General features: G+C 72.2%; 27 protein-coding genes and 1 riboswitch. Of the genes, 11 read left to right on the forward strand and 16 right to left on the reverse strand.

Annotated elements, in window-relative coordinates:
- Window positions 1-4 precede the first annotated feature (4 nt).
- From tilS to dacB, 3 genes are read right to left on the reverse strand one after another with little or no spacing between them, the layout of a single operon-like run.
- A complete protein-coding gene (gene tilS, locus ABD951_RS27425; protein ID WP_345353169.1) occupies window positions 5-1,069 on the reverse strand; it encodes a tRNA lysidine(34) synthetase TilS in 1,065 nt (354 codons plus the stop codon).
- Entirely contained in the window at window positions 1,066-2,118 is a 1,053-nt protein-coding gene (locus ABD951_RS27430) for a zinc-dependent metalloprotease (protein WP_345353171.1), read from the reverse strand. Before ABD951_RS27430 ends, tilS begins: the two co-directional genes overlap by 4 nt.
- Window positions 2,115-3,530 (reverse strand): D-alanyl-D-alanine carboxypeptidase/D-alanyl-D-alanine endopeptidase, encoded by a 1,416-nt coding sequence (gene dacB / locus ABD951_RS27435; RefSeq protein ID WP_345353173.1) that lies wholly within the window; start codon window positions 3,528-3,530, stop codon window positions 2,115-2,117. The genes ABD951_RS27430 and dacB overlap by 4 nt, the downstream gene beginning before the upstream one ends.
- An 89-nt stretch (window positions 3,531-3,619) precedes the next feature.
- On the opposite strand from dacB, the gene ABD951_RS27440 reads away from it, so the two are divergent.
- Window positions 3,620-4,111 carry an inorganic diphosphatase gene (locus ABD951_RS27440; protein WP_345353175.1) on the forward strand — a complete coding sequence of 164 codons (492 nt, stop codon included), beginning with the start codon at window positions 3,620-3,622 and terminating at the stop codon, window positions 4,109-4,111.
- 110 nt (window positions 4,112-4,221) lie between these two features.
- Here the strand turns inward: ABD951_RS27440 and ABD951_RS27445 are convergent, their stop codons facing one another.
- Window positions 4,222-5,079 (reverse strand): helix-turn-helix domain-containing protein, encoded by an 858-nt coding sequence (locus tag ABD951_RS27445; protein WP_345353177.1) that lies wholly within the window; start codon window positions 5,077-5,079, stop codon window positions 4,222-4,224.
- Between the two features lie 144 nt (window positions 5,080-5,223).
- Here ABD951_RS27445 and ABD951_RS27450 point away from each other — a divergent pair, with 144 nt between their 5' ends.
- Window positions 5,224-5,817, forward strand: a complete 594-nt coding sequence (locus tag ABD951_RS27450; protein WP_345353179.1) for an NADPH-dependent FMN reductase — start codon at window positions 5,224-5,226, stop codon at window positions 5,815-5,817.
- Window positions 5,818-5,890: 73 nt separating this feature from the next.
- Window positions 5,891-6,583, forward strand: a complete 693-nt coding sequence (gene lexA, locus ABD951_RS27455; protein WP_345353181.1) for a transcriptional repressor LexA — start codon at window positions 5,891-5,893, stop codon at window positions 6,581-6,583.
- On the opposite strand, the gene ABD951_RS27460 is transcribed toward lexA, so the two are convergent.
- On the reverse strand, window positions 6,514-9,870 hold the full coding sequence (locus tag ABD951_RS27460) for an AfsR/SARP family transcriptional regulator (protein WP_345353183.1): 3,357 nt from the start codon (window positions 9,868-9,870) through the stop codon (window positions 6,514-6,516). The two genes, lexA and ABD951_RS27460, sit on opposite strands and share 70 nt — an antisense overlap.
- A gap of 129 nt (window positions 9,871-9,999) precedes the next feature.
- On the opposite strand from ABD951_RS27460, the gene ABD951_RS27465 reads away from it, so the two are divergent.
- Window positions 10,000-11,052 carry an NADP-dependent oxidoreductase gene (locus ABD951_RS27465; protein ID WP_425569974.1) on the forward strand — a complete coding sequence of 351 codons (1,053 nt, stop codon included), beginning with the start codon at window positions 10,000-10,002 and terminating at the stop codon, window positions 11,050-11,052.
- On the opposite strand, the gene ABD951_RS27470 is transcribed toward ABD951_RS27465, so the two are convergent.
- The 4 genes from ABD951_RS27470 to ABD951_RS27485 all read right to left on the reverse strand — a co-directional run bounded on the left by ABD951_RS27470 (window position 11,049) and on the right by ABD951_RS27485 (window position 14,878).
- The gene (locus tag ABD951_RS27470) at window positions 11,049-12,737 is read right to left on the reverse strand and encodes an MDR family MFS transporter (RefSeq protein ID WP_345353185.1); all 1,689 of its coding nucleotides are present in this window, start codon (window positions 12,735-12,737) and stop codon (window positions 11,049-11,051) included. The two genes, ABD951_RS27465 and ABD951_RS27470, sit on opposite strands and share 4 nt — an antisense overlap.
- A complete protein-coding gene (locus tag ABD951_RS27475) occupies window positions 12,734-13,222 on the reverse strand; it encodes a MarR family winged helix-turn-helix transcriptional regulator (RefSeq protein WP_345353187.1) in 489 nt (162 codons plus the stop codon). The genes ABD951_RS27470 and ABD951_RS27475 overlap by 4 nt, the downstream gene beginning before the upstream one ends.
- A 182-nt stretch (window positions 13,223-13,404) precedes the next feature.
- The gene (locus ABD951_RS27480) at window positions 13,405-14,232 is read right to left on the reverse strand and encodes a crotonase/enoyl-CoA hydratase family protein (RefSeq protein WP_345353189.1); all 828 of its coding nucleotides are present in this window, start codon (window positions 14,230-14,232) and stop codon (window positions 13,405-13,407) included.
- A gap of 49 nt (window positions 14,233-14,281) precedes the next feature.
- The gene (locus tag ABD951_RS27485; RefSeq protein ID WP_345353191.1) at window positions 14,282-14,878 is read right to left on the reverse strand and encodes a TetR/AcrR family transcriptional regulator; all 597 of its coding nucleotides are present in this window, start codon (window positions 14,876-14,878) and stop codon (window positions 14,282-14,284) included.
- Between the two features lie 145 nt (window positions 14,879-15,023).
- Between ABD951_RS27485 and ABD951_RS27490 the strand changes: the two genes are divergently transcribed.
- A complete protein-coding gene (locus ABD951_RS27490; protein ID WP_345353193.1) occupies window positions 15,024-16,091 on the forward strand; it encodes a hypothetical protein in 1,068 nt (355 codons plus the stop codon).
- A gap of 75 nt (window positions 16,092-16,166) precedes the next feature.
- Window positions 16,167-16,640 carry a YbaK/EbsC family protein gene (locus tag ABD951_RS27495; RefSeq protein WP_345353195.1) on the forward strand — a complete coding sequence of 158 codons (474 nt, stop codon included), beginning with the start codon at window positions 16,167-16,169 and terminating at the stop codon, window positions 16,638-16,640.
- Between the two features lie 48 nt (window positions 16,641-16,688).
- Here ABD951_RS27495 and ABD951_RS27500 read toward each other — a convergent pair whose 3' ends face one another.
- The 4 genes from ABD951_RS27500 to ABD951_RS27510 form a co-directional block, all read right to left on the reverse strand.
- A complete protein-coding gene (locus ABD951_RS27500; protein WP_345353197.1) occupies window positions 16,689-17,291 on the reverse strand; it encodes a hypothetical protein in 603 nt (200 codons plus the stop codon).
- Between the two features lie 49 nt (window positions 17,292-17,340).
- A complete protein-coding gene (locus ABD951_RS28765) occupies window positions 17,341-17,433 on the reverse strand; it encodes a putative leader peptide (protein WP_425569975.1) in 93 nt (30 codons plus the stop codon).
- 10 nt (window positions 17,434-17,443) lie between these two features.
- Window positions 17,444-18,718 (reverse strand): aminotransferase class V-fold PLP-dependent enzyme, encoded by a 1,275-nt coding sequence (locus ABD951_RS27505; protein ID WP_345353199.1) that lies wholly within the window; start codon window positions 18,716-18,718, stop codon window positions 17,444-17,446.
- A gap of 50 nt (window positions 18,719-18,768) precedes the next feature.
- A riboswitch (SAM riboswitch) is annotated at window positions 18,769-18,885 on the reverse strand.
- A 299-nt stretch (window positions 18,886-19,184) separates the two neighbouring features.
- Window positions 19,185-20,045: an acyl-CoA thioesterase gene (locus ABD951_RS27510; RefSeq protein WP_345353201.1), complete on the reverse strand. Its 861-nt coding sequence runs from the start codon at window positions 20,043-20,045 to the stop codon at window positions 19,185-19,187.
- A gap of 440 nt (window positions 20,046-20,485) precedes the next feature.
- Here ABD951_RS27510 and ABD951_RS27515 point away from each other — a divergent pair, with 440 nt between their 5' ends.
- Window positions 20,486-21,721 carry a L,D-transpeptidase gene (locus tag ABD951_RS27515; protein ID WP_345353279.1) on the forward strand — a complete coding sequence of 412 codons (1,236 nt, stop codon included), beginning with the start codon at window positions 20,486-20,488 and terminating at the stop codon, window positions 21,719-21,721.
- Between the two features lie 64 nt (window positions 21,722-21,785).
- Entirely contained in the window at window positions 21,786-22,439 is a 654-nt protein-coding gene (locus tag ABD951_RS27520) for an SDR family oxidoreductase (RefSeq protein ID WP_345353203.1), read from the forward strand.
- 24 nt (window positions 22,440-22,463) lie between these two features.
- Here the strand turns inward: ABD951_RS27520 and ABD951_RS27525 are convergent, their stop codons facing one another.
- Entirely contained in the window at window positions 22,464-22,814 is a 351-nt protein-coding gene (locus tag ABD951_RS27525) for a YybH family protein (RefSeq protein ID WP_345353281.1), read from the reverse strand.
- Window positions 22,815-22,923: 109 nt separating this feature from the next.
- On the opposite strand from ABD951_RS27525, the gene ABD951_RS27530 reads away from it, so the two are divergent.
- The gene (locus tag ABD951_RS27530) at window positions 22,924-23,793 is read left to right on the forward strand and encodes a LysR family transcriptional regulator (RefSeq protein ID WP_345353205.1); all 870 of its coding nucleotides are present in this window, start codon (window positions 22,924-22,926) and stop codon (window positions 23,791-23,793) included.
- A gap of 4 nt (window positions 23,794-23,797) precedes the next feature.
- Here ABD951_RS27530 and ABD951_RS27535 read toward each other — a convergent pair whose 3' ends face one another.
- Window positions 23,798-24,076 (reverse strand): DUF1905 domain-containing protein, encoded by a 279-nt coding sequence (locus tag ABD951_RS27535; protein ID WP_345353207.1) that lies wholly within the window; start codon window positions 24,074-24,076, stop codon window positions 23,798-23,800.
- Between the two features lie 80 nt (window positions 24,077-24,156).
- Entirely contained in the window at window positions 24,157-24,927 is a 771-nt protein-coding gene (locus tag ABD951_RS27540; RefSeq protein ID WP_345353209.1) for an IclR family transcriptional regulator, read from the reverse strand.
- Between the two features lie 202 nt (window positions 24,928-25,129).
- Here ABD951_RS27540 and ABD951_RS27545 point away from each other — a divergent pair, with 202 nt between their 5' ends.
- Window positions 25,130-25,897, forward strand: coding sequence for a CoA transferase subunit A (locus ABD951_RS27545; protein ID WP_345353211.1), 768 nt, complete (start codon window positions 25,130-25,132; stop codon window positions 25,895-25,897).
- Entirely contained in the window at window positions 25,894-26,550 is a 657-nt protein-coding gene (locus tag ABD951_RS27550) for a 3-oxoacid CoA-transferase subunit B (RefSeq protein WP_345353213.1), read from the forward strand. The genes ABD951_RS27545 and ABD951_RS27550 overlap by 4 nt, the downstream gene beginning before the upstream one ends.
- Window positions 26,551-26,666 lie beyond the last annotated feature (116 nt).

Genomic DNA, 26,666 nt, shown 5'->3' on the forward strand with positions numbered 1-26,666 from the left:
TCCTTCACCCGCCCGATTGGCTCGTGACGAACCCGACCGACAGCCTGCCACGTCGGCGGGACAGCACCAACCTCGCGTCCCGGCGTCCGCCACCGAGCGCGACGCCACCCTGCCCGCGCCAGCGCCCAACGAGGTCGTCGGCGGTCCGCAACTGCGTGTCGGTCAGTCCGCTCACTCCCCTGACCTGCAGCCATTCCCGCAGTGCACGCCGGCGGACGGCGGGCGGCGCCGCCGCGAGGACCTCGGTGTCGAGTTCGTCACCCGTGGTCGCGGCGCGGCGCAGGTCCGTCGCCACCGCGTCGAGCACGTCGCCGTCCTCCCGGACCTGGTCCGCGGTCCGGGCCAGTGCCTGCGCGACACCGCCCCCGAGGATCTGCTCGAGCAGCGGCAGGGCTTCGGTGCGCAACCGCACCCGGGTGAACGCCGGACTGAGGTTGTGCGGGTCGCGGTACGGCTGCAGCCCGAGCTCGCCGCAGGCACGTTCGGTGACGGCGCGGCGCACCCGCAGCAACGGCCGACCCCACGGGCCGTCCCGGTCCCGCATGCCGGCGATCGACCGCGGGCCGGACCCGCGGGCCAGGCCGAGCAGCACCGTCTCCGCCTGGTCGTCGAGGGTGTGGCCGAGCAACACCGGGCGACCCGCGCGCGCGGCGTCGAGCGCCGCGTACCGGGCACTGCGGGCGGCCGCCTCGAGCCCGCCCGGCCCGTCGACCCGGACCGGCAGAACGCGCGCCGACGCGCAGCCGAACGCGAGGGCCCGGTCCGCGGCCCGCCGCGCGACCTCGTCGGAGCCCTCCTGCAACCGGTGGTCGACGACGAGGGCGTGCACGGGACCCGCTTCTGCGACGGCCGCCGCGGTCAGTGCGAGGGAGTCGGCGCCGCCCGACAACGCGACCGCGACACCGTCGCCGGACGGGTGGGCGGCGGTCCAGCGCCGGACGGCGTGCCGGATCTCGAGCAGCGCGGGCCCCTCCGGGAGCCGCGGCGGCGGGCCGCCCGTCGAATACGGCGGCGGGCCGCCCGTCGAATACGGCGGCGGGCCGCCCGTCGGCTCCGGCGGGGTCGTCATCCGAGCACCCGGTCGATCCACGCCTGCGGGGTGTCGATCTCCCCGACCAGCGGCAACGTGTCCGGTCCGGTCCAGATCGTGTTGAACTCGGCCATCCCGACCGTCTCGACCACCGCGTCGACGAACGCCTTGCCGCGCACGTACTGCGCCATCTTCGCGTCCATGCCGAGCAGGGCCCGTACGAGCCGCTGCAGCGGGTTGGACCGGTTGGCGCGCCGTTGGTCGAATGCGTGGCGGATCCGGGCGACGGACGGGACGATGTCGGGTCCGACCGCGTCCATCACGTGGTCGGCGTGCCCCTCGAGCAGGGTGCCGAGCATCAGCAGCCGATCCAGCGCCTCACGCTGCGGCGGCGCCTGCGTGGCGCGCAGCAGGCCGACGATCCCGCGCTCCTCGGGGGCCAGCTCCTGTCCGGAACCGCGGCCGCGCAGCACGGTGGTCAATCGGCCCATCATGTCGGTGATCGAGTCCTCGTCGACCTCGCCGAGGGTCGCGACCGTCTCGCGCATGTAGTCGGCGATCCACGGCGCCGACGAGAACTGCACGCGGTGGGTCACCTCGTGCAGGCACACCCACATCCGGAAGTCGCGCGGCGGCACCTTCAGCGCCCGCTCGACCCCGACGACGTTCGGCGCGACCAGTAGCAGGGTCCCGTGTTCGCCGGTGAACGGGTCGTACTGGCCGAGGATCGCCGACGACAGGAACGCCAGCATCGCCCCGGCCTGCAGTCCGGCGGGTCGGCCGGCGAGGAACCGCTTCTCGGTGCCGGTGTCCCCGCCGGTCAGGTTCGCCATCGAGGCCGCGGCGGCGCGGATCCAGCCGCCGCGGTCCACGATCCGGGCCGCCGGGACGGGCTGGCCGTCGGCGAGCCCGGTGACGTCCCGGACGGGTCCTTCGGCGCGGACCGAGGCGTCGGCGAGATCGGCGACGACCGCCTCCGCGGACCACCGGGTGGTGCTGGGTCCGGGGCGGGCCAGCCGGACACCGGTCCGCGCGGCCAACTCCCAGTCGACCGCGCCCGCCAGTGCGCTGGGCCGCTCGCCGGTCATGTGCACCCGCAGGACCGCAGTGTCGAGGCGATCGCGTCGAGCGCGGGCCTGCTGACGTCCGGTGAGCGGTCGTTGGACATCAGCGCGAAGGTCAACACCCGGTTGCCGACGTCGGTGACGTATCCGACGAGGGCGCTGGCCTGCGAGAGGGTGCCGGTCTTGGCCCGAACCCAGCCTGCGGCGCCGCCGGTTGCGTACCGGTCGGACAGCGTGCCGGTCGCGCCGGCGACGGGCAGGTAGTCGAGCATCGGGCGCAGTTTCGGCTGGGCGTCCCCGGTGGCGGCCGTCAGGATCTGGTCGAGCAGGCGGGCCGGGATGCGGTCGTCCACGGACAGCCCGCTCGCGTCGTGGAGTGTGACGCCGCTCAGGTCGAATCCGGCGCCGCCGAGGACCTGGGTGATCGCGGCGTCCGTGCCGGCGAACGAGGGGTCGGCGCCGACCTGGCTCGCGACCTCGCGGCCGATGGCCTCGGCGAGGACGTTGTCCGAGTGGCTCATCATCTGTCCGAGCCGGTCCCGCAGCGGCGCCGACTCGACTGACGCCAGCGGCGCGGCACCCGGCGGTGCGGCGCCGACGGTGACCCGGTCGGGTGCGACGCCGAACGCGGCCGCCAGCGCGCGGCCCGCGTCGAGCGCAGGCGTCGCGCTGCGCGGTGACTCGTCCTGGTGCGGGTCCAGGCGGGCGCCGTCGAGCATCACGGATTCGATCGGTGCGATGAACCCGCCGGCGATGTCGCTCGGCATCCAGCCCTGCGCGAGTGCCGGGCCGGTGTAGGCGCCGGTGTCCACGACGACGGACTGGACGGTCGCGCCGGCGCCCCGGATCTGCGCGACCAGGTCGTCGAGTCGCGGGCCGCCGGGGTAGGCGCCGGTCTGCCCGGCGGGCAGAGCGGTCAGTGTCGGGTCGCCGCCGCCGACCAGCACGATCTGCCCGGGCTCGGCGCCCTGCACGACGCGGGTCGCGACGCGGTGCTCGACCGGCAACGCGAGCAGCGCGGCGGCGGACGTGAGCACCTTCGTCGTCGACGCCGGGATCATCGGCGTGTCGGGGCCCTGACTCCACAGCACCGCGCCGGTCTCCGCGTCGGAGACGACGCCGGTGAACGTGCCCAGCGCGGGGTTGGCGAGGGCGGGCGCGAGCGCGGCGGACACGCCCGCGGGCGTGGGCGCAGGCGCGTCGGCGGGGACCGGTGCGACCTGCGGTGTGGCCACGACCGGCGGCGGCGCGGGGACGGTCGTCGTGGTGGCCGCGCCGGCACCGAAGCCGAGGTCGGGGCCCTGCACGACGAGCACCGCCGCGACCGTGCCTGCGGCCGCGACCGCGACAGCGCCGAGCAGGAGCCGGACCCGTTTGCGCCGTCGCGCGGCCAGGGACCCGAGTTTGCGGTCCTTCGCCCCTGCCTTCGCCAACATCCCTCCGATGGTCGTAGTTCTCCGCCATTATCGCCGACCGGCTACCCTGTCCGTCGCACCAACCACTTCAGACGAAGCGAGGAAGACGCGTGTCGTTCGACGTCACCATCGAGATCCCCAAGGGTCAGCGCAACAAGTACGAGGTCGACCACGAGACCGGCCGCGTGAAGCTGGACCGCTACCTCTACACCTCGTTCGGCTACCCGGCCGACTACGGCTACATCGAGAACACCCTCGGTGAGGACGGCGACCCGCTGGACGCGATGGTGCTGCTGCCCGAGTCGGTGTTCCCCGGTGTGATCGTCGAGGCCCGCCCGGTCGGCATGTTCAAGATGGTCGACGAGGCCGGTGGCGACGACAAGGTGCTGTGCGTGCCTGCCGGCGACCCGCGCTGGGACCACGTCAAGGACATCACCGACGTCTCGCAGTTCGAGCTGGACGCGATCAAGCACTTCTTCGTCCACTACAAGGACCTCGAGCCGAACAAGCACGTCACCGGCGCCGACTGGGTCGGACGCGAGGAGGCCGAGAAGGTCATCGCCGAGGCGTTCGCGCGCCACGAGAGCAACCACGGCCACTGAGCCACCGGCGGCGGGTCCCCGCCGAACGGAGCTTCCCACGAGTGTGGGGTTTCCCCGATTCCGGGTGAGACCCCACACTCGTGTCGTTTCGGCGACCGCGGGCGGCGGCGTCAGCCGGACACCGCGCGCAGACCACCGGGACGCCGGCCCACCAGCCGGTCCAGTGCCTCGGCGGTGGCGGGGTCGGCGGGCAGGTGCACGAGCAGGCGCTGGTCGTCGTCCGCGGACAGCTCCAGCACCTCGAAGACCAGCCGGAGTCGACCCGCCTCGGGGTGGTGCAGCCGGCGGGTGCCGTTGGCCTCCGGCAGGCCGGGAATTCGTCCGAGCCGGTCGGTGAACTCGGCACCGGCCGTGACCGTCAGCTCGTCCACCAGGGCGGTGGTCTCCGGATCGGCGAGGTACGGCCCCTGCTTCAGGGTGGCGACGGTCTTGTCCGCGACGTGGTCCCAGTCCGGGTACACGGTCCGGGCGCGCGGGTCGGTGAACACGTGGCGGACGACGCTCGCGGGCAGACCGCCGTCGAGCAACCCGGTCGGCCCCATCACGCGCTGGTAGCCGTCGGTGCAGGCCAGCACGTCGCCGAGCCGGTTGACCACCGCGGCCGGCGCCGGTTCGAGTTGATCCAGGACGGCGCGGACGCCGGGGCGCACCACCGGGTTCGGGGCCGTGGTGCCGCGGCAGGTGAAGCCGGGGTCCGCGGACTTGACCAGCCGGTGCAGGTGCACCCGCTGGCTCGGCGTCATGCGCAGCGCGTCGGCGAGCGCGGACAGCACCGTCGGCGAGGGATGCCGGTCACGGCCCTGCTCCAGGCGGGTCAGGTATTCGACGCTCACCCCGGCCAGGGTCGCCAGCTCCGCGCGGCGCAGGCCGGGCGTGCGGCGGCGCGGACCGGCGGGCAGGCCGACCTCGGCCGGGGTGACCCCCTCGCGCCGGGTGCGCAGGAACAGACCCAACTCGTTGTCGCTCACGGTGCGAACGTACCGCGCTCGCGCGCGCCGATCGTGGCCCTGCGGGTACCACTCTCACGGCGGACTCCCCCCGCGTCGCGGCGGGCAGCAGAGTCGACACCAACGGCCGCGGAGGCCGTCCACACAGACTCGAAGGAGACCGACATGTCCGACACGGTGCGACTCGCGGTGATCATCGGCAGCGTCCGGGAGGGCCGGTTCGGCCCGGTGGTGGCGAGCTGGTTCGCCGAGCAGGCCCGCGGGCACGGCGGCTACGAGATCGAGGTGATCGACCTCGCCGATGTGACGCTCCCGCACGAACTTCCGGCGATCTCGCCGATGATCGATCCCAACCCGCCGCGTCCCGAGGGGATGGCCGGCCTGACCCGCGGCCTCGACCGGGCCGACGCCGTGGTCGTCGTCACCCCCGACATGAACCGCAGCTACCCGGCCTCGCTGAAGACCGCCGTCGACTGGCACTTCTCCCAGTGGGACCGCAAGGCCATCGGTTTCGTCGGCTACAGCGGCGCCAGCGGCGGGCTGCTCGCGATCGAGCACCTGCGCCAGGTGTTCAACGAACTGGGCGCCGACACCATTCGCGAGTACGTCTCGTTCCCGCGCTACTTCGAACTGTTCGACGCGGACGGCACGCTGCGCGATCCCGCCCACCCGGAATCCGCCGCGGAGAAGATGCTGAACCAACTGCACTGGTGGGCAAGCACTTTGACGGCGGCCCGGGAGTCCGTGCCGGCCGCCTGAGCGATCGGCACCGCGGCCTGCGTTCGTCCGGAGGGGAGGCGGCCGGACGCGGGCGGCGGGCACCGCGCCCCGGATGTCGGTGGTCACCACTACCATTCGCCGCGTGACCGGATACGACGACACCGACCTGTTCGAGGGCCTCGACACCTCGACGTTGCCTCCCCGCCAGCAGCGGATCCTCGCGACCATCCGGGACTGGGCCGTCGAGTACGGACACTCCCCGAGCACCCGGCAGATCGCGGACGCCGTGGGCCTGCAGTCGACGTCGTCGGTGTCCAGGCATCTGAAGGCCTTGGAGGACAAGGGTTTCCTGCGCCGGAGCGACGCGGTGTCGCGGCCGATCGACGTGCGGCCGTTTCTCCACGGGTCGGGGCCACGGACGTCCGCGGAGGGCTCGGTGACGGTGCCCGTGGTCGGCGACATCGCCGCCGGCGCCCCGATTCTCGCGGAGGAGCACGCCGACGACGTGCTGACGCTGCCGCGTGAGCTGGTCGGGTCGGGCACCGTGTTCGGGCTACGGGTGCGCGGCGAGTCGATGGTCGACGCCGCGATCTGCGACGGCGACATCGTGGTGGTCCGCAGGCAGCAGGAGGCCCACTCCGGTCAGATCGTCGCCGCGATGATCGACGGCGAGGCGACCGTGAAGGTGTTCCGGCGCCGGGGCAGGCACGTCTACCTCGAACCGCGCAACCCCGCCTATTCCGTCATCGACGGAGACGAGGCCGTGGTGCTGGGCAAGGTCGTCTCGGTGATGCGCCGGGTCTGATCCCGCGCTGCCGGCCCGCCGGTGAGCTCCGGATCGGTGAGCAGGTCGGCGAGCCCGCGGGCGGCGCCGCCGGCGAACTCGTCGTCGAACACGTTCCGGGGCAGCAGTTCCAGGATCGCGGACTCGATCCGATCCACGTCGCCCCGCTCGGCCGGGGGCAGGGGCCGGCCCACCGACAGCCGGGTCGCCGCTGCCGTTCCGAGCAACCGTCCGGCGACCTCGGGACGGCCGGCCACCGCGTGGGCGCCCGCGATCCCCTCGAGTGCCAGCGCGAGCGCGCGCGGATCACCCGTCTGTCCGATGGCTGCCAGGCCCTCCCGGTGCAGCGCCAGCGCGAGCTCGCCGTCGCCGCGCTGCTCGGCGATGAAGCCGAGCTCGGCGAGGATGAGCACCACCCCGTAGAACGGTGCCCCGTGCGCGACCTCGAGCCGGCGGTTCCACTCGAGCCAGCGCTGCAGGTGCGCCTGGGCCGTATCCAGGTCTCCGCGCCTGCGGGCCACCAGGGCGAGGCCCACCTCGGCGAACTGCTCGGCGAAGCGGTGTGACTGCTCCGCGGCCACCCGCAGTGCGCGCCGGTGCAGCGCGGCGGAATCGTCGAAATCACCCGTGAGCAGGGCGATTCGCCCCAGACCCGACAGCCGGTAGGACAGGTCGACCCACAGCCGGAGGTCCTCGGCGAGCCGGATCCCCGCCCGGTGCAACCGGGCCGCCTCCGGGTAGTCACCCTCGATCTCCGCAAGCGTGGCCAGCACATCGGTGGCCTGCGCCTGCCCCCACCCGTCGCCCAGCTCGGCGAATCCGGCCGCGCCCGCAGCGCCGTGCCGCGCGACCGCGCCGAGCTCACCCCGGAAAAGCGCCACGGTTGCCAGCGCGTTCTCCGATGCCGCGATGCCCCAGCGGTCGCCGAGCTCGCGGAACACCGCGCCCGCGGCATCGTTCAGCTCGGAGCCCGCGCTCGGGTCGCCGAGCCGCAGATGGACGTAGGCCAGGAACCACTGCGCCCGAGCCCGCCCGGCCGGGTCGTCGACATCGTCGAAGGGGCGTAGGGCGGCCCGGCTGCGTTCGGCCGGCCCGGTCCCGTCCCCGGCGGCGCCGACCAGCATCGAGAACCCGGCCGCCCAGGCGGTCACCCTGGCCGACCGCATCGCCTGCGCGCCCCCGGCCGCCAGCGACCTCTGCAACGCGCGCCGCCCGATGGCGAGCCGGCCGCGCAGGAACCAGTACCACGCCAGCGCCTCGGCGATCCGCTGAGCGAGGTCGCCGTCGCCGCGCTCCACGCAACGGTCGAGCGCGGCGCCGAGGTTCCCGGATTCGGCGTCGAGCCGGCTCAGCCAGGCCTGCTGGGTGCCCTCGCGCAGCCGCGGTGCGGCCAGTTCGGCGAGCTCGGCATAGAAGAGACCGTGCCGCAGCTGGATTCGTTCGAACTCCCCCGATTCGTGGAGCCGCTCGAGACCGTACATCCGGACGGATTCGAGCAGACCGTATCGCGGCTCCCCGTCCTCGCCGGAGACCGTGACGAGCGACCGGTCGACCAGCCTCGTCAGCAGATCGAGCACCTCGACCGCATCCGCGCCCTCTTCACCACAGACCGACTCGACGGCGGCGAGGGTGCAGCCACCAGCATGGACCGCCATGCGCCGCAGCATGATCTGCGCCGGCTCGTCGAGCAGTCCCCAGCTCCAGTCGATCACCGCACGCAGCGTCTGCTGCCGCGCGGGGGCGGACCGTCGACCGGAGGCCAGCAACCGGAACCGGTCATCGAGCCGGTCCACCAGTCGGTGCACCCCCAGTGCCCGGACCCGGCCGGCCGCCAGCTCCAGCGCCAGCGGGATCCCGTCCAGCCGGCGGCAGATCGCGGCGACGCTGTGCGCGTTCTCCGCATCGAGGACGAACCCGGGTGCGGCGGCCGCGGCCCGGGCCACGAAGAGCTGCACGGCGGCCGACGCTTCGACCCCGCGAAGATCCGCCTCCGCCGCGGCACCGGGCAGCCCGAGCGGGGCGACCTCCCGCAGCACCTCCCCGTCGACGCCGAGCGGCTCCTGGCTGGTGGCCAGCACCCGCAGCCCGGGGGCGCGTCGCAGCAGCAGTTCCACCAGGGCCGCGGTGGCGTCCACCACGTGCTCGCAGTTGTCCAGCACCACGAGCGACTGCCGGGCCTCGAGCGCGCCGGCGAGAACCTCCGCGGTGTCGGTGGGCTCGACCGGCCGATGCGGTCCGACGGCGGCGTCGTCGCGGATCCCGAGCACCGCGGCGACCGCCGCCGCCACCTCCCGCACGGAGCTCGCCGCCGACATGTCAGGCCGGCGCAGCTCGGCGAGTTCGACCAGCCACACCCCGTCGGGGAAGCGGTCTGCCGCCGCTTCCGCCGCGGCCAGCGCCAGCCGGGTCTTCCCGACGCCACCGGTGCCGGTCAGAGTGACCAGTCGGGCGGCGGCCAGTTCGCCTCGTACCGAGGCCAACTCGGGTTCGCGGCCGATCAGGGTGCTCAGGGCGGCGGGCAGGTTGCCACGGGCGGGGAGACGCGCCGCCGGTGCCGCGCTCAGCGCGGGGTCCTGCTCCAGGATCGCCTGGTGCAGCGCGACCAGCTCCGGCCCGGGGTCGACGCCGAGTTCCTCGGCCAACATCGCACGCAGTTGCCCGTAGCCGGCCAGCGCCTCGCTCTGTCGGCCGGCCGAGTAGAGGGCCCGAACCTGGGCCGCGCGGAGCCGCTCGCGCAGCGGGTTCGCCGCGACCACCGCGCCCAGCTCGTCCGCCAGCACGTCGTGCTCGCCGAGTTCGAGACGGGCCTCGGCCTGGTCCTCGATGGCGGTCAGCCGCAACTCCTCGAGACGGGCGATCGCCTCGCGGGTGAAGTCGTCGTCGGCGAGGTCGGCGTAGGCGGGACCACGCCACAGCGCCAGCGCCTCCGCGAACAGCGCGGCCCGCTCCCGGGGCGCGCCGGTCGCCCGTGCGCGCGCGGTCAGCGCCACGAACTCCCCGGCATCCACCGCGTCCGCATCGACCAGCAGCTGGTAGCCGGGTGCGCGATATCGGACGAGATCACGGCCGCCCGGGTCCGCGCCGTCCAGCGCCCGGCGCAGCTGGGACACCTTGGTCTGCAGCGTGTTCGTGGGGTTGCCGGGCGGATCGGCGCCCCACAGGTCGTCGACGAGCCGCGCCGGGGTGACCGGCCGCCCCAGGTGGATCAACAGGTCGGCGAGCAGGGCGCGGACCTTCGCCTCCGGGACCCGCACCGGGGAGCCATCGGCGGCCCACACGGCGAGCGGACCGAGCACCCCGAAACGCATTTCGCCACAGTAGCCCGCCGTGCGTGACCCCCAGCGAACCCCCAGCCGATCGTGCGAGCCCGTCGGCACAGTGATCTCCATCGGGGCCGGCACGACCGCAGGCCCGACCGTCGACACAGGAGGACCACCATGAACCCGATCGCCGCCGCCTCGCTCACCGGCCGCGAGATCCGCCTCGCCTCCCGCCCCATCGGCGAGCCGGCGCGGGACGACTTCGAACTGGTCGAGACCGCGGTGCCCGAGCCCGCCGAGGGCCAGATCCTGGTCCGCAACACCTGGATGTCCGTCGACCCGTACATGCGCGGACGGATGGACGACGCCGAGTCGTACATCCCGCCGTTCGCGCTCGGCGCAGCCCTCGACGGCGGCGCGGTCGGCGAGGTGATCGCCTCACGCTCCGACTCGGTGCACGTCGGGGCGACCGTGTCGCACTTCCTCGGGTGGCGCGAGTACGCGGTTCTCGACGCGACCGATGCCACCGTCGTCGACACCACCCTCGCCCCGGCCCAGGCCTACCTCGGGGTCCTCGGCACCACCGGTCTGACCGCGTACACGGCGCTCACCGAGATCGCCCCGGTCCGGGAGGGTGATGTCGTGTACATCTCGGGTGCCGCCGGCGCGGTCGGCACGGTGGCCGGCCAGATCGCCCGCAAGCTCGGCGCCGCCACCGTGATCGGCTCGGCGGGCGGGCCCGACAAGGCCCGCAGGCTCACCACCGACTTCGGCTACGACGTCGCGATCGACCACCGCGAGGGCAAGCTCGCCGAGCGGCTCGTCGACGCCGCCCCGGACGGCATCGACGTCTACCTCGACAGCGTGGGCGGCGATCACCTCGAGGCCGCCATCGCCGCGGCCCGCATCGGTGGCCGGATCGCGATGGTCGGCGCGATCAGCACCTACAACGCCACCGCGCCGGTTCCGGGACCCACCAATCTGTTCCAGGCCGCGGCGAAGGAGCTCACCCTGCGCGGGATGCTCGTCAGCTCGTACCTCCACCTGTTCCCCAAGTACGTGCCGCTCGCCGCCGGCTGGCTCGCCGCCGGGACGCTGACCACGGAGGAGACCGTGGTCGAAGGCATCGAACGGGCACCCGACGCCTTCCTGGGCGTGCTGCGCGGCGCCAACACCGGAAAGATGCTCGTCCGCCTCCGCGGCTCGGCGCGCCCCGACGGACGGGCCTAGTCCGGCGATCCGTCCGATTCCTGTCGCGCCGCCGCGAGTCCGCCGGCGGTGCGCAGCGGCACCTCCTTCCAGAACGCGACGAGAACCAACGCGAGCAGCGCGATCACGGTGACCGTCAGGAACACCACCGACATCGAGTCCGCGAACCCGACCTTGAACGGCTGGGCCAGGATGGGGCTGAGCTGCTGAATCACCGAGCTGTCCTGGAGCACGCCGGCCGCGGCCGAGGTGTCGTGAGTCGCCAGGCCGGTGGCCAGCGCGACGTCGGCGGGGTTCGTGCTGTGCGCACCCGCGACGACCGCCTGCTGGAAGGCCGGATCCTGTGCAGCGGACTGCAACTGGCTGGTGATGTTCGGGGTGAGCTGCGCGAACAGGATCGACAGGAACACCGCGACACCCAGGGTGCCGCCGATCTGCCGGAAGAACGTCGCGGCGGCGGTGGACACACCCATGTCCTGCGGGGGCAGCGCGTTCTGGATGGCCAGGGTCAGCGGCTGCATCAGGTTGCCGAGCCCGAAGCCGGTGATCACCATGAACATCATCACCACCGGCAGCGGCGAGTCCGCCTGCACGAAGTGCAGCAGGAACATGCCGAGCGTCAGCATGCTCGCGCCGACCAGCGGGAAGATCCGGTAGTGCCCGGTCTTCGCGATGAGCTGACCGGAGGTGATGGATCCGATCATCAGTCCGAGCACCATCGGCAGCATCTGCAGCCCGGCGAGGGTCGGACTGGACCCGCGGACCACCTGCAGGTACTGCGGCAGCAGTGAGATGCCGCCGAACATGGCCGCGCCCACCACGATCGAGATCACCACGCCGAGCGCAAAAGTGGAGTTGCGGAACATCCGCAGCGGGATCAGCGCCGCGTCGCGCATGCTCTTCTCGACGAACACGAAGCCGATCACACCGACGGCGCCGATCACGTAGCAGCTCACCGATGCGGTGCTCCCCCACCCCCATTCGCGGCCCTGCTCGGCCACGATCAGCAGCGGGACGATGCCGATCGCGAGCACCAGCGCGCCCCACCAGTCGATCCGCACGCCGGGCTTGTGCACCTTGGGCAGGTGCAGGACGCGATAGACCACGGCGAGTGCGAACATGCCGATCGGGACGTTCACCAGGAAGACCCAACGCCAGCCCTCGATGCCGAGGATCGAGTCCTGGCCGGCGAGCAAGCCGCCGAGCACCGGGCCGAGCACGCTGGAGGTGCCGAAGACGGCCAGGAAGTAACCCTGGTACTTCGCGCGATCACGCGGACCGACGATGTCGCCGAGGATGGCCAGCGCCAGCGACATCAGGCCGCCGGCGCCGAGACCCTGGAACGCGCGGAACGCCGCGAGCATGTACATGGTCTGGGCCATCGTGCACAGCAACGAGCCGAGCACGAAGATGATGATCGCGGCCATGAAGAACGGCTTGCGGCCGTACATGTCGGAGAGCTTGCCGTACAGTGGCGTGGCCAGTGTCGCGGTGATCAGGTACGCGGTGGTCACCCAGGCCTGCAGCGAATAGCCGTTGAGGTCGTCGGCGATCGTCCGGATCGCGGTGGAGACGATCGTCTGGTCGAGCGCCGCGAGGAACATGCCCAGCATCAGACCGGAGAGGATCACCAGGATCTCCCGGTGGCTGAACACCCCCTCCTGCCGGACGTTCTCGACGTTGGTGCTGGGGGTGGCGTGGCTCATCGGGGGGCCCTCGTTCCGGGTTCCGTGGCGGCGAACGTCGGACGCGCGAGTTCGTAGTCGGAGACGAACCGGTCCATCAACCGCGCGAATTCCTGGAGATCCTGCAGTGGCCAGTCGGCGAGCAGCCAACCGAGCTTCTCGTTGCGCAACGCGCGGATCCGGCCCGCGGCCGCGCGGCCCGAGTCGGTGACGGCGAGGACGCTGGCCCGGCCGTCCGTCGGGTCGGCCCGACGCTCGACGTGACCGCGGTCGACCAGCTGCGCGACCTGCCTGCTCACCGTCGACGGGTCCGAGTACATGGCCTCGGCGAGCGCCCCGGATCGCATCGGGCCGTCGTTGATCAGCCGGAACAGGCAGGCGTATGCGGCCGGGTCGATGCCGTCGGTGGCCTTGGCGTGTGCGATCGTCCGGTCGCGCACCCGTTGCAGGCGGACCAGGTAATTGCCGATCTCGTCCGCGAGAGGTTCCACCTCTTCGGGCGTCATGGTCGACTCCTTGCGTGCGTCATTCAACTACTTGATGCCCGCAAGTATGTCCGTGATGCGGCCGCTCGGGCAACCGAGAACGCGGCGTTTACCGTCCCTTTGGCCGCCCGGCCCCCGACGGGGGGAAGCCTTCACCGGCCGGCCCGGTCGAAGGCTCCCCCCTCGTCACGATCGGTGTCCGGTCAGCGTCCCTTGAACTCGGGGTCACGCTTCTGGAACACGGCGGCCATCGCCTCGCCGATGTCCTCCGACGGCAGGAACGCCGCGTTCCACGCCGCGACGTAACGCAGGCTGTCGTCGACCTCGGCGCTGCGGCTGTGGTCGAGCACGTCCTTGATGCCCTGCACCACCAGCGGCGGGTTGGCGGCGATCTCGGCGGCCGTGGCGTGCGCGGCCTCGAGCACCGCGTCCGCGTCGGCGTACACGTCGTTGACAAGGCCGATCTTCTCCGCGCGGGCGGCGTCGACGTCCTTGCCGGTCAGCGCGAGCTCCCGCAGGTGACCGTCGCCGATGATGCGGGGCAGGCGGGCGAAGCTGCCCATGTCGGCGACGATCGCGACCTTGACCTCACGGATGCTGAACTTGGCGTCGGCGCTGGCGTAGCGGATGTCGGCCGCGGAGATCAGGTCGACGCCGCCGCCGATGCACCAGCCCTGGATCGCGGCGACGACCGGCTTGCGGCAGTCGGCGACCGCGTTGATGCCGCGCTGCATGTCCTTGATGTTCCCGTGGAACGTGGTGCGCGGCGCGGCCTGGGCCTTGTCCCCGAGCACCGGCGCCATCATCGGGGCCATCGCCGGGAGGTCCAGACCGAACGAGAAGTTCCTGCCCGCGCCGGCGAGCACGACCGCGCGGACCTCGGGGTCGGCGTCGAGCTCGGTGAACAGCGGCCCCAGTTCGCTCCAGAAGTCGGGGCCCATCGCGTTGCCCTTGCCGGGACCGATCAGCGTCACCCGGGCGACGTGGTCCTTGATTTCGACGGTGAAGGCCTTCCAGGCATCTCGAGTCATTACTCGAGAGTAACCGCACCGTGCGGCGTCCGGCTTCCCCGCGGTCGAGTCAGTCGCGGGCGAAGGCGCCGGCGAAGAACCCGGACACCGCCGTCTGCACGGCCCGCTGGTCGACCTGCTCGGGGTCGACGGCGTGCTCGAGCATCAGCCCCGAGATCAGCGCCATCAGGGCGATCGCGACGGTGCGGGCGTCGACCCGGTCCGCGATGCCCCACTCGGCCGCGCGCTCGGCGACGAGGTCCTCGAGTTGGGCGCGCAGGGCGCGTCGTTCCCGCAGGTACGCCTCGGCGATCCGGGGTTCGCGGGCGGCCTGGACACCGAATTCGAGGACCAGCAGCGCCCAGCCGGGGTCACCGACCAGCCAGCTGCTGATCGTCGCGCCGCTGCGGCCCGCCGCGTCGGTGACGTCGAGGCCGGCGATCTCGCCGAGCACCCGGCCGGCGACCTCGAGGGCGCGTTCGGTGAACAGTTCGGCGAACAGGTCCTGCTTGGACTCGAAGTTGGAGTAGACGGCACCCTTGGTGAAACCGGCCCGGCGGGCGATCTCGGTGAGCCGGGCGGCGACGAAGCCGTGCTCGGCGAACTCCTCGGCCGCGGCGTCGAGGAGACGGCGCCGGACCTCGCCCCGGGACGGACGCGACAGCACGGCCCGATCCTCCTGTGACGCCGGCACCGGACCCGCCGCCGGTGTTGCGTTCGCCTCAGATTCCACGTCGAACCTCCCATCTCCGATACCTACGGTATTCAATACTCTGGGTATCGACAACCGCGCGACAGGGAGAACAACCCGCATGACCATCACCGATGTCGACGCTCCGGCCGCCGACGCGGCCGGGCCCGAGCCGCACCGGTCCACCAGTCCGACCGACCGCTACAGCACGCGTCAGCTCCTGATCGCGGTCACGGTCGGGGTCCTGCTGCTCCAGCTCGGCTTCATCACCAGCTACGTCGCCGCCTTCCACCAGCCCACCCCGCGCGACATCCCGATCGCGGTCGTCGCCGAGCCGGGGCTGCCGGCCGGGGTCGACCAGCAGGTCGTCGACCGGCTGAACGGGATCGACGGTCATCCCGTCTCGGCCCGGGTCGCCGCGAACACCTACGAGGTGCGCACCCTGATCGCGGACCGTCAGGTCATGGGCGGATATGTCGTGGCCGGCTCCGGCCCCGACACGTTGATCACCGCGAGCGCGGCGGGCAGTTCCGCGGCGACCGCACTCGAGGGCACCTTCACGGCGGCCGGTGCGACCACCGGGCGCACGTTCGTGGTTCGCGACGAGAAACCGGTCGGCATGCACGACAACCGCGGCCTGTCCGGGTTCTACCTGTCGATCGGCTGGGTGGTCGGTGGGTACCTGCTGGCCGCCGCGATCGGCTTGGTGATCGGGGCGCCGCGCACGCTGCGCGAGGCCGGGGTGCACACCGCGCTGATGGCCGGTTACGCGGCCGCGTCGGGGTTCCTCGGCGCGCTGATCGCCACGCAGCTGCTCGGCACCTTCACCGGACACCTGCTGCCGTTGTCGCTGCTCGGCGCCGGTGTGGTCTTCGGGACCGGCATGTTCACGATGGGGTTGCGGGCGGCGCTCGGCATCCTCGCCGTCCCGCTCGCGATCCTGCTCTTCGTGGTGCTCGGAAATCCCAGTGCCGGTGGGGCGTTCGGGTCCAACGTGCTGCCCACGTTCTACGCGGCGATCGGCCGGTGGATCACCCCCGGCGCGGGCACCGAGGGCGTGCGCAGCATCGTCTACTTCCACGGCACGGGCGCCGGACAGCCGATCGGCACGCTGCTGCTCTACGCCGCGGTCGGCCTCGCGCTCGTGTTCGGCTGCACCGCCCGCCACCGCGCGCGCCGCGCCGGGTGAGCGGCGCGGCCGGCGGCGCCGAGTGATCGTGGCCGTATGCCGAGCGAACGACGCCGCCCGGTCATATGGTGAGTCATGGCGAGGACACTGCATCCGAACGCGGCGCACGTCGCGAGGACGCTGATCGCGCGGGGCCACCACGGGGTGGTGGTCACGCAGGACCAGCCCACCCACACGGCCGCCGAGGCGGCCGCGGCACTCGGCGTCGAGGTCGGCGCGATCACGAAGTCGCTGGTGTTCCTGCTCGACGACGAACCGGTGCTGCTGTTGGTGTCGGGCGCCCACGAGGTCGACACCGAGCGCACCGGCAAACGCCTCGACGGCACGTTGACGCGGGCGCCCGCGGACGTGGTGCGGGAGGTCACGGGCCAGCCCCTCGGCGGGGTCGCGCCGGTCGGACATCCGACGAACCTGTCGACGTTCGTCGACACCGCGCTGGAGGCGTACCCCGAGCTGTGGGCGGCGGCGGGCCACCCGAACACGGTGTTCCGGACGACGTTCCGCGAGCTGGTGCGGATCACGGCCGGTCTCGAGATCGACGTCGAGTGACCCGGCCGGGCGACGGGGCACCCACCGGAGGTGCCCCGCCCCCGGATGTCAGGAGGCGAGCAGTGCGACCGACAGCCCGAACCGTCCGAGGACCTCGCCGAGCACCGCGGACGGCCGGGTCACGCCGGCGTCGTGCAGCACGGGGAGCACGTCGTCGACGACCCGGTCGAGCACCTTCGGCAGGACCAGCGGCAACAGGGTGGCCCCGTCCGCGACCCCGGCCGCGCGGATGTCGGCGAGCAACCCGGCCAGCCCCGCCGCGGTTCCCGTGTACGAGATCGACTCCGGGACACGGGGTTCGGCAAGGCCGGTATCGAGCCGCGCCAGCTCGAGCCGGGCCGCGCGGTGATCGTCGGCGAGCAGCACCTCGACGTCGAGCAGAACGGAGATCGTGTCGGGGTCGCGCCCGTCCCGCGCGGCGCGGGCGCGGGCGGCATCACGCGCGCGCCGCGCCTGACCGAGATCGGTGGCGCGGGTCCGGACCACCGAGCCCGGGGCGTCGAGGTCGAGCGCGGGGCCGGTGAGCTGGACCCAGTAGTCGCTGAGCCCGGGCGGGACGCGGAAATCGGTGTGCGACGCGGCGGCCGGGTGGTGGCCGGCGCCGGAGAGTTCGACGGCCACGTGCAGCGGCCGGGTGCTGATCTGGGACATGACTGTACCTCGGATGTGGTGCGGGTGAACGGGTCTGGTGTGACGTAGGTCAGACCGGACACGCACACGACGCGGTGCGGCAGAGGTCGACGTGCCGACGGGACCAGTGCCCGCCTGCCGCCGCTGCCGTCGCCGAAGTCATGGCATCGATGCTAGCGCGGGTCGCCCGCCGCACGCCCGCGAACGAACTCGGCGACCGCGGCGATCAGCCGGTCGACGTCGGCGCCGCTGCTGCCGAGGCCGAGGCTGGCCCGCACCGCACCCTCGACGTGCCCGAGCCGCGACAGCAGCGGGTGCGCGCAGAACCGGCCGTCACGGACGCCGATCCCGTACCCGTCCGACAGGAACGTCGCGACCTCGCGCGGTTCGGCTCCCGCGACCGTGAAGGTCACGATGCCGACGGAGTCCGGGGAGTCCGGCCAGATGCGCAGCACCTGGACGCCGTCGACGGCGCCGAGGCCCGCGGTGAGCCGGTCGCACAGTTCCCGCTCGTGCTGCTGCGCGGCGACCGCGTCGAACCCGGCGAGCGCCTCGCATGCGGCGGCGATCGCGACGGCACCGAGCACGTTCGGGGTGCCCGCCTCGTGCCGCTGCGGGGCGGCGGCCCACTGCACGGAGTCGATCTCGACGTTCTTGGTGGCGCCGCCGCCGGCGAGGTAGGGCTCGGCGGCGTCGAGCCAGTCGGCGCGACCGACGAGCGCACCCGCACCGAACGGGGCGTACAGCTTGTGACCGGAGAACGCGAGGTAGTCGACGCCGAGTTCGGCGATGTCGACGCGACGGTGCGGCAGCAGCTGGGCGGCGTCGACGAGGATCCGGGCGCCGCACTCGTGCGCGATCCGGGCCAGGCGGGCGATCGGCAGCACCTCGCCGGTGACGTTCGACGCCCCGGTGACGGCGAGCAGTGCGGCCGGACGCGTGCAGAGTTCCGCGACGATCCGCTGGATCGTCTCCTCGACGGTCCCGGCAGACTCGACGACCCGGGCGCCGTTTCGCTTCCACGACAACAGGTTCGCGTGATGCTCGATGTCCAGGACGACGGTCTCGCCGGGCACGCACGACGCGAGCAGGTTCAGCGCGTCGGTGGTGTTGCGGGTGAAGACCACGACGTCGTCGGCGCGGGCACCGACGAAGTCCGCGACCACGTCGCGGGCACCCTCGTACCGTTCGGTGCACACCTGGGAGGCGTAGCCGGCGCCGCGGTGCACGCTGGCGTAGAACGGCAGCAGCGACTGGACCCGCTCCGCGACCGCGGACAGGGCAGGCGCGCTGGCGGCGTAGTCGAAGTTCGCGTAGGTGACGGTCGTTCCGTCGCGCAGCGGCGCGCGCAGGTCGGAACCACACACTGGAGCGAAAGGACCTGTGCTGGAACAGCTCTCAGCGCGGACGTCGACGGAGGCGAGGGTGGTGTCGAGTACAGCGGTCATGGCGTCATCCCTTACGTCAAGGGACCCGTGCGTGAGGAGGTGGTGCATCGAGTCCGCGCTTGCCGTGCCCGGAGTTGGAATCACGGCCAGGTCGTCACCCGGGGCACCCCACCGCGGCGGAGGGTTGCCGGCCAGCAAGCCGGGGCTACACGCTGGCACTCATAACCTGCAGCGAGAATGGCAGACCGGTCGCCGCGATGTCAAACCCACCGGCTCCGCGAGTCCCCGAGCAGGGACCACCCCCTCCCCCGGGTCTCACCGAGACTCTCGCCGGAGCCGCGGCAACCTTGATCTGAATCCGCTGTGCAGCAACATTCTTCACAGATCCGCACCGCTCCGGGAAGATCGCGGCCGGGTCGGCTCCGACGGTCCGCGAACGCGACCGGCCGCTTCTCGAGGAAGGCCGTCACGCCCTCGTGCGCGTCGCTGCCCGCTCCCGGCGCGGCCGTCCCGCGCGACTCGGCGATCAGCCCGCGGCGGCGGGGTCCGGTGCCGCCCCGCGACGTTCGCGCAGCACAACTTCCTGGGTGGTCGTCGCGATCAGCTCGCCCTGCCGACTCCACATCTCGCCGGTGCTCAGTCCTCGCCCGTCACCGGACGCGCGGCTGCTCTGGGTGTAGAGCAGCCACTGGTCGGCACGGCACGGACGGTGGAACCAGATCGCGTGGTCGAGCGAGGTGGTGAACATCGTCGACGGGTCCCGCGCCGCCGCGGGTGAATGAGCGACGGCCGCGGTCCGCGCCAGGGCCATGTCCGACAGGAAGGTGAGGGCGCACGCGTGCGCGCCGGGATCGGCGCCCAGCTGCCCGGCGGCCCGGACCCAGAGGGAGCGCCGGGACTCGCCGGGCACGCCGGACCCGGAGCCGGTGTGAACGGGCCGGAACACGACGCCCCGGCCGACCGCGGAGCGCTCGCCGACGTTCGTCCAGGTCCGATCGGGTCCGGCACCGCGCTCGGCGAGCAGATCGGGCGGGGGCGTGTCCGGCATCGGTGCGTGCCGGGGCGGGCCGTACTCCGGCACCTTGAACGATGCCGTCATCGTGAAGACGGCGTCCGACTGCTGCCAGGCGGTGACCTCGCGCAGGTCGTAGGATTTTCCGTCCCGGAGCCGCCGCACGACGTACCGGACCTCGGCCTCCGGACGGCCCGGGCTCAGGAAGTAGCCGTGCAGCGAGTGCACCGCCCGGCCCTCCCGGACGGTGCGCTGGGCGGCGGCCAGCGCCTGCGCGGCCAGGTGACCACCGTAGGCCCGACCGGGCGAGCCCTCCGCGCACCGGCCCCGGAACTCGTCCGGGCCGACCGTGTCGATGTGCAGTAGTTCGTGCATGTCGTTCCTCACGTGTCGACCAGAGGGTTCGGGATGACCGCCCTGATCACCTCGCCCGGCACTGCCGCGGAACCCGCAGACGTGGCCTCGGACCGTCCGCGACCGCGACCGCCGCGGCGATCGCCACGGACGGCGGGCCATTCGAGCAGGAACTCGTCTGCCACGAAACCGCGTCCGGTCGGCGAAGTCCAATATCGAATGCCGAACAGGGTGATCGGAATTCGCGATCAATGGACCGGCACGCCGGCCCGCCCGGGTGCGATACGCGCGACGCGCGTATCGCACCCGGGCGCGGTCGTGCGCCCGCCCCACCGACCGTCCCGAGGCCGGATGCACCGGGCTGCGGGCCGGTGGCCGAAACATCTGGGCCGGGTGCGCCGATATCCTGGTGGTATCCGACGTGCGGGGCATCGTGTCCGCTCGTATTTCGAGGAGGCATGATGATTGCGCGCCTGCGGCGCTCCCTGGTCGTGAGCTGCGTCCTGGCGACGATGCTGGCGGTGGGAGGGTGCACGATCTCGTCGGGCGGTCGGACCGACGGCAGTGCGGGCCCCGTGTCGACCACCCGGACGTCCGCGGCGGCGATCGGCTTCACCCCGGCCGACACGACGGCGCCGGTGAACCCGCTGAGCCCGATCCGCGTCGACGTCACGCAGGGAACACTGACGTCGGTCACGCTGACCAATCCCGACGGCAAGGTCGTCACCGGCATCACCACGCCCGACCGGACGTCGTGGAAGCCCGGCGAGCCCCTCGGCTACGGCAAGACCTACCACCTGGTCGCGGAGGCGGTCGACGCGCAGGGTCTGACGACGACGAAGGACACCACCTTCACCACCCTCGCGCCGAACAACCAGACCCGGGTGTACCTGAACACCACCGGCGGGCAGTCGATCTCCGACGGCGGAACGTACGGCGTCGGGCTCGTCGTCGTGGCGCACTTCGACGAGGAGATCGGCGACCGCGCCGCCGCCGAGAAGGCGATGACGGTCACCACCACTCCCCCGGTGCAGGGGTCCTGGTACTGGCTCGACGACCAGAACGCGCACTGGCGGCCGCAGCAGTACTACGCGCCCGGCACGACGGTGTCGGTCGACGCGAAGATCTACGGCACCCAACTGGGCAAGGGCCTGTACGGCCAGCAGGACGAGAAGGTCTCGTTCCGGATCGGCGACTCGCACGTCTCGATCGCCGACGACAACACCAAGATGGTCACCGTCTACGAGAACGGCCGGGTGGTGCGGGAGATGCCCACGTCGATGGGCCGTGGAGGCACCGAGACGATCGGCAACACCACGCTCTCGTTCTGGACGCAGCCGGGCACCTACACGGTGATGGACAAGTCGAACCCGGTGATCATGGACTCCTCGACCTACGGTCTGCCGATCAACTCGCGGCTCGGCTACAAGGAGTCGATCAACTGGGCCACCCGGATCAGCACCGACGGCATCTACCTGCACGAGCTCGCGTCGACGGTGTGGGCGCAGGGCAACACGAACGTCTCCCACGGCTGCCTGAATCTGAGCCCGTCGAACGCCCAGTGGTTCTTCAACTTCGCGCAGCCCGGCGACGTCGTCGAGGTCCGCAACACCGGCGGCGCGCCGCTCGAGGTGTGGCAGAACGGCGACTGGGGCGTGCCGTGGAACACGTGGCTGGCGGGCAGCGCGCTGCGGTAGAGCGGTTCGGCATGCGGGTAGCGTGGCGGGCGATGTCGCGAACTCCTGCGGGAAGGGAACGCTCATGGCACGCGTGGTCGTCATCGGTGGGCACGGCAAGGTGGCCCTGCACCTGGAGCGGATCCTGAGCGGACGCGGCGACGACGTGACCGCACTGATCCGGACTCCCGACCATGCCGCGGACGTCGAGGCCGCCGGTGCGCACGCGGTCGTCGCGGACGTCGAGTCCCTGTCCGCCGACCGGATCGCCGACGTGCTGCGCGGGCACGACGCGGTCGTGTGGTCCGCCGGCGCCGGCGGCGGCAACCCGGCCCGCACCTACGCCGTGGACCGCGACGCCGCGATCCGCTCGATGGACGCCGCCGCGGCTGCCGGGGTGCGCCGGTACGTGATGGTCTCGTACCTCGGATCGCGACCCGATCACGGTGTCCCGAAGGACAATTCGTTCTTCGCGTACGCGGAGGCGAAGGCCGCGGCGGACGAGCACCTGCGCGGCACCGAGCTGGACTGGACGGTCCTCGGCCCCGGCACCCTGACCCTCGAATCCGGCACCGGCCACATCGAGGTGGCCCCGACGCCCGCGGAGACGTCGGTGACCCGCGAGGACGTCGCGCTGGTCGTCGCCACGACCCTGGCCGATCCCGGCACCGTCCGCCGGACCATCCCCTTCAACAACGGCGCGACCCCGATCTCCGAGGCGCTTCGCGCCGGTGTGTGAGTGCCACCCCCATCGGGGTGACACTCACACACGCGTGGCGGATGCGACGAACTCCGGCTGGTCGAGGACCCGCAGCCAGCTGCCGTCGGGCTGACGCCGGACCACCTGGGCGCGGGCGCCCGTCCCGTCGCGTGGCGGGGTGGACGTCAGGGCGAGATCGCCGCTGACCAGCGTCGGCAGGGGCGCCTCGGGCTCGAAGTGCGGCCGTGAGGCCAGCACCCTTTCCCACAGCGCGCGGATCGCGTCGCGGCCGACGGTGACGCTGCCGGGCGGGTACGCCATCACCGCGTCCTCCTCGTACAGCGCGGCCACCCCGGCGGCGTCGCCGGCGTTGGACCGCTCGACGAACAGTCGCGTGATGTCCTCGGGATGCATGGCCTTCTCGTACACGGTTCTCCTCCTCGGTTGCGGACGACATCAAGCGTGCGCGGGGGCCGACGAGAAGTCCAACAGCTGGTTCTGATCGAAACTAGAATCTTCAGTCATGGATCTGAGGCAGCTGGAGTACTTCGTCGCGGTCGCCGAGGAGCGCAACTTCACCCGTGCGGCCGAGCGCGTGCACATCAGCCAGTCGGGCGTCAGCGCACAGATCCGGGCGCTCGAACGCGAGCTCGGTGCCGAACTGTTCGACCGCTCGACCCGGACCGCGACCCTCACCGTCGCGGGCAAGGCCGCCCTCGAACACGCCCGTGCCGCGCTCGCCTCGGCCGAGGCGCTCGGTCAGGCCGTCGGCGAGGTGACCGACCTGATCCGCGGGCAACTGACCGTCGGGATGGTCGTCGGCTGCACCGTCACTCCCCTGTTCGACGCACTGGCCGCGTTCCACGCCGCCCACCCGGGCGTGGAACTGGCCCTGCGGGAGGACAATTCGGATCTCCTGCTCGACGCGGTGCGGGCGGGCTCGCTGGACCTCGCCCTGGTCGGTGCCGCGGCCCGGCCGGCCGGTCTGGAGTTCCGCACGCTCGTCCGCGACCGCCTCGTCGTCGCGGTCCCCGCCGCACATCCGCTGTCGCGATCACCGCGGGTCACCCTGCGCGCCGTCTGCGGATATCCGCTGGTGTGCATGCCCCCGGGGACCGGCCTGCGCGCCGTCTTCGACACCGCCTGCGCCGCGCAGGGACTCACGCCCCGGCCCGCGCTGCAGGCGGGCGCGGCCGCCGCCGTCGCCGACCTCGCCGCGCGCGGGCTCGGGGTGGCGGTGCTGAGCGAGTCGATGGTCACCGACCGACCCGACCTCGTCGCGCGCACGCTCGACGACGTGACGGCCGCCGCGCTGCTCGGCCTGGCCTGGAAGGACGCCGGCCGACCCGCGCTCCGCGAACTGCTGGCGCACTGCCGCCGGGCGTTCGGGTGAGCCCCTAACCGAGCCGTTCCAGCAACCGCACCGTCACCGCGTCGCCGGCCTGTTTGCCGATCGCGTCCCGGACCGCGGCCTTGACCGGCAGCTTGTGGGTGCCGTCCCCGAGAGCCATGAACGAACTCTCGAACGGGTGACCGTCGACGGTGCCGCGGACCTTCACCAGGCCGCGGGTACCGAAGTACTCCACCGACCCCGGCCACACCAGGTAGGTCCAGCCGCCCTTGTTCGGGCTCTTGACCAGGGTTGCGACGAATTCCACATCCAGTGCAGTGTCCACGACCCGCCTCCTCGTACGAGTGTGCCCCCTGCAGGTTGGACTCCGCGCGGGCGGCGAACTCATCGCGCGGGGCGTGCGGGTCACCGACCGCGGCGCAGCCGCTGGGTCAGCACGTGCGCCTGCCGCAGCAGCAGTTCCCCGAGTTCCCCGAGCCGGTCGGGCGGGAAGCGGCTCTCGACCCCGGTCAGGCTCAGCGCCCACGCGGGCGCTCCCGCGGCGTCGAAGACGGCGGCGCCCATGCCCCAGCTGCCCTCGACCAGCAGTCCGGGGTTGACGCAGTACCCGGTCAGGCGGGTGGCGGCGACCCGCTCGCGGATGCCGTCGCTGCTGTGTTCGGCACCCCAGGCGGGGGTCAGGTCGCGCCTGCCCAGGTACTCGGCGATCTCCCGGTCGGGCAGGTGCGAGAGGATCACCAGTCCCGCGGACGCGACCCCGAGGGGCAGGCGGAGGCCGACGTGCAAAACGTGGGAGCGCAGCGGGAAGCTGCCCTCCTCGCTGGCGATGCACACCGTCTCGTCACCACGGCGGGCCGAGAGGAAGGCGCTCTCGCCGCTCTCCCGCGCCAGGTCGCGCAGGATGTCGCGGGCGAGGTCGCTGATGTCGTACCGGGTGGCCGCCTGCGCCCCGAGCAGGTACAGCTCCGGGCCCAGCGACCAGCGTCCGGTCCGCTGGTCACGGTCCACGAGGCCCTCCTCGCCGAGGGAGGTCAGCAGTCGGTGCGCCGTCGGCCGGGCCAGGCCGGTCGCGCGGGCCAGGTCGGACGTCGACGCACCGGCGGGATCGGCCGCGGCGATCGCCCGCAGCAGTGCGCCGACCCGACGGACGACGTGCGGTTTCGGGCTGTCCTCCACTCCCCCAGCATACGTCCACTCTGTGAACGCACGGGCGTGAGAAGTCCGGACCGCGAGCAGTTCCCGTCCCGACGCGCTCACACCTTGAACCCCGGTCACCTGCACAGTTAACTGGGTCCCAGCGTCCTCCCCCGCGAGATTCGCCGCGCCAACCGGCGTCCGACCAGCGAACCAGGGGCGACACCAAGCGAAAGGACACCGGATGGGTACGACAGTGTTCGCGACACCGGCCGAGGCGATCGCCGACATCGGCGGCGGCGCGACGATCGCCGTCGGCGGGTTCGGGCTGTGCGGAATCCCCGACGCCCTGATCGCGGCGCTGGCCGAATCCGGGGTCGGCGACCTCGAGGTGTTCTCGAACAACTGCGGCGTCGACGACCACGGCCTCGGAATCCTGCTCGGCGCCAAGCAGATCAGCCGCGTCACCGCCTCGTACGTCGGCGAGAACAAGGAGTTCGCGCGCCAGTACCTCTCCGGTGAACTCGAGGTCGAACTGACCCCGCAGGGCACCCTCGCCGAGCGCCTCCGCGCGGGCGGCGCCGGCATTCCCGCGTTCTTCACCCCCGCCGGGGTCGGGACCCCCGTCGCGGACGGCGGCCTGCCCTGGCGCTACCACCCGGACGGCTCCGTCGCGGTCGCGTCCCCGGTCAAGGAGACCCGCGAGTTCGGCGACAAGCGGTACGTGATGGAGCACGGCATCACCGCCGACTTCGCCCTCGTGCACGCGGTCCGCGGCGACACCGCCGGCAACCTGGTCTTCGACAAGACCGCCCTGAACTTCAACCCCCTCGCGGCGATGGCGGGCAAGGTCACGATCGCGCAGGTCGAGGAACTCGTCCCCGCCGGCGACCTCGATCCCGCCCAGGTGCACCTGCCGGGCGTGTTCGTCCAGCGGATCGTGCACACCGGACCACAGAACAAGCGCATCGAGAAGCGCACCGTCACCGCCACCCAAGGAGTTTCGGCATGAGCACCGGCTGGACCCGCGACCAGATGGCCGCCCGCGCGGCCGCGGAGATGATCGACGGCGAGTACGTCAACCTCGGCATCGGCCTGCCGACCCTGATCCCCGGCTACCTGACCGACGACGTGCGGGTCACCCTGCACTCGGAGAACGGGATCCTCGGCACCGGCCCGTACCCCACCGAGGACGCGGTCGATCCGGACCTGATCAACGCCGGCAAGGAGACCGTCACCGTCAATCCCGGTGCCGCTTTCTTCGATTCGGCATTGTCGTTCGGCATGATTCGCGGCGGACACATCGACACCGCGGTGCTCGGCGGGATGCAGGTCTCCGCGACCGGCGACCTCGCGAACTGGATGGTGCCCGGCAAGATGGTCAAGGGCATGGGTGGCGCGATGGACCTCGTGCACGGCGCGAACCGGGTCATCGTCGTCATGGAACACACCGACCGCGACGGCAATCCGAAGATCGTCGCCACCTGCAGCCTGCCGCTGACCGGGCAGGGCGTCGTCAACCGCATCATCACCAACCTCGCCGTGATCGACGTGGTCGGCGAGGGCACCCTCGCCCTGGTCGAGCTCGCGCCCGGCGTCACGGTCGACGACGTCACCGCCGCCACCGGCGCCCCCCTCGACATCCGAATCCCCGAACTCGTCTGAGCCGCTCAATCATTCGAAAGGAGACCGTCATGACGGAAAACGTCTCGGTCATCGTTGCCGGAGCGCGTACGCCGATGGGGCGTCTGCAGGGCTCGCTGAAGGACTTCTCGGGATCC

The sequence above is a fragment of the Rhodococcus olei genome (genome assembly GCF_039540555.1).
Classification (GTDB): Bacteria; Actinomycetota; Actinomycetes; order Mycobacteriales; family Mycobacteriaceae; genus Rhodococcus_G; species Rhodococcus_G olei.

Bases quoted from the DNA above. Each gene is read 5' to 3' on its own strand.
- ABD951_RS27500 (WP_345353197.1), bottom strand. From the start codon at position 17,291: ATGTCCCAGATCAGCACCCGGCCGCTGCACGTGGCCGTCGAACTCTCC.
- ABD951_RS27505 (WP_345353199.1), bottom strand. From the start codon at position 18,718: ATGACCGCTGTACTCGACACCACCCTCGCCTCCGTCGACGTCCGCGCT.
- ABD951_RS27460 (WP_345353183.1), bottom strand. From the start codon at position 9,870: ATGCGTTTCGGGGTGCTCGGTCCGCTCGCCGTGTGGGCCGCCGATGGC.
- dacB (WP_345353173.1), bottom strand. From the start codon at position 3,530: ATGTTGGCGAAGGCAGGGGCGAAGGACCGCAAACTCGGGTCCCTGGCC.
- ABD951_RS27465 (WP_425569974.1), top strand. From the start codon at position 10,000: ATGAACCCGATCGCCGCCGCCTCGCTCACCGGCCGCGAGATCCGCCTC.
- ABD951_RS27515 (WP_345353279.1), top strand. From the start codon at position 20,486: ATGATTGCGCGCCTGCGGCGCTCCCTGGTCGTGAGCTGCGTCCTGGCG.
- ABD951_RS27495 (WP_345353195.1), top strand. From the start codon at position 16,167: ATGGCGAGGACACTGCATCCGAACGCGGCGCACGTCGCGAGGACGCTG.
- ABD951_RS27525 (WP_345353281.1), bottom strand. From the start codon at position 22,814: ATGCATCCCGAGGACATCACGCGACTGTTCGTCGAGCGGTCCAACGCC.
- ABD951_RS27530 (WP_345353205.1), top strand. From the start codon at position 22,924: ATGGATCTGAGGCAGCTGGAGTACTTCGTCGCGGTCGCCGAGGAGCGC.
- ABD951_RS27450 (WP_345353179.1), top strand. From the start codon at position 5,224: ATGTCCGACACGGTGCGACTCGCGGTGATCATCGGCAGCGTCCGGGAG.
- ABD951_RS27480 (WP_345353189.1), bottom strand. From the start codon at position 14,232: ATGACTCGAGATGCCTGGAAGGCCTTCACCGTCGAAATCAAGGACCAC.
- lexA (WP_345353181.1), top strand. From the start codon at position 5,891: ATGTCGGTGGTCACCACTACCATTCGCCGCGTGACCGGATACGACGAC.
- ABD951_RS27470 (WP_345353185.1), bottom strand. From the start codon at position 12,737: ATGAGCCACGCCACCCCCAGCACCAACGTCGAGAACGTCCGGCAGGAG.
- ABD951_RS27510 (WP_345353201.1), bottom strand. From the start codon at position 20,045: ATGCACGAACTACTGCACATCGACACGGTCGGCCCGGACGAGTTCCGG.
- ABD951_RS27475 (WP_345353187.1), bottom strand. From the start codon at position 13,222: ATGACGCCCGAAGAGGTGGAACCTCTCGCGGACGAGATCGGCAATTAC.
- ABD951_RS27430 (WP_345353171.1), bottom strand. From the start codon at position 2,118: ATGACCGGCGAGCGGCCCAGCGCACTGGCGGGCGCGGTCGACTGGGAG.
- ABD951_RS27520 (WP_345353203.1), top strand. From the start codon at position 21,786: ATGGCACGCGTGGTCGTCATCGGTGGGCACGGCAAGGTGGCCCTGCAC.
- ABD951_RS27490 (WP_345353193.1), top strand. From the start codon at position 15,024: ATGACCATCACCGATGTCGACGCTCCGGCCGCCGACGCGGCCGGGCCC.
- ABD951_RS27550 (WP_345353213.1), top strand. From the start codon at position 25,894: ATGAGCACCGGCTGGACCCGCGACCAGATGGCCGCCCGCGCGGCCGCG.
- ABD951_RS27545 (WP_345353211.1), top strand. From the start codon at position 25,130: ATGGGTACGACAGTGTTCGCGACACCGGCCGAGGCGATCGCCGACATC.
- ABD951_RS28765 (WP_425569975.1), bottom strand. From the start codon at position 17,433: ATGACTTCGGCGACGGCAGCGGCGGCAGGCGGGCACTGGTCCCGTCGG.
- tilS (WP_345353169.1), bottom strand. From the start codon at position 1,069: ATGACGACCCCGCCGGAGCCGACGGGCGGCCCGCCGCCGTATTCGACG.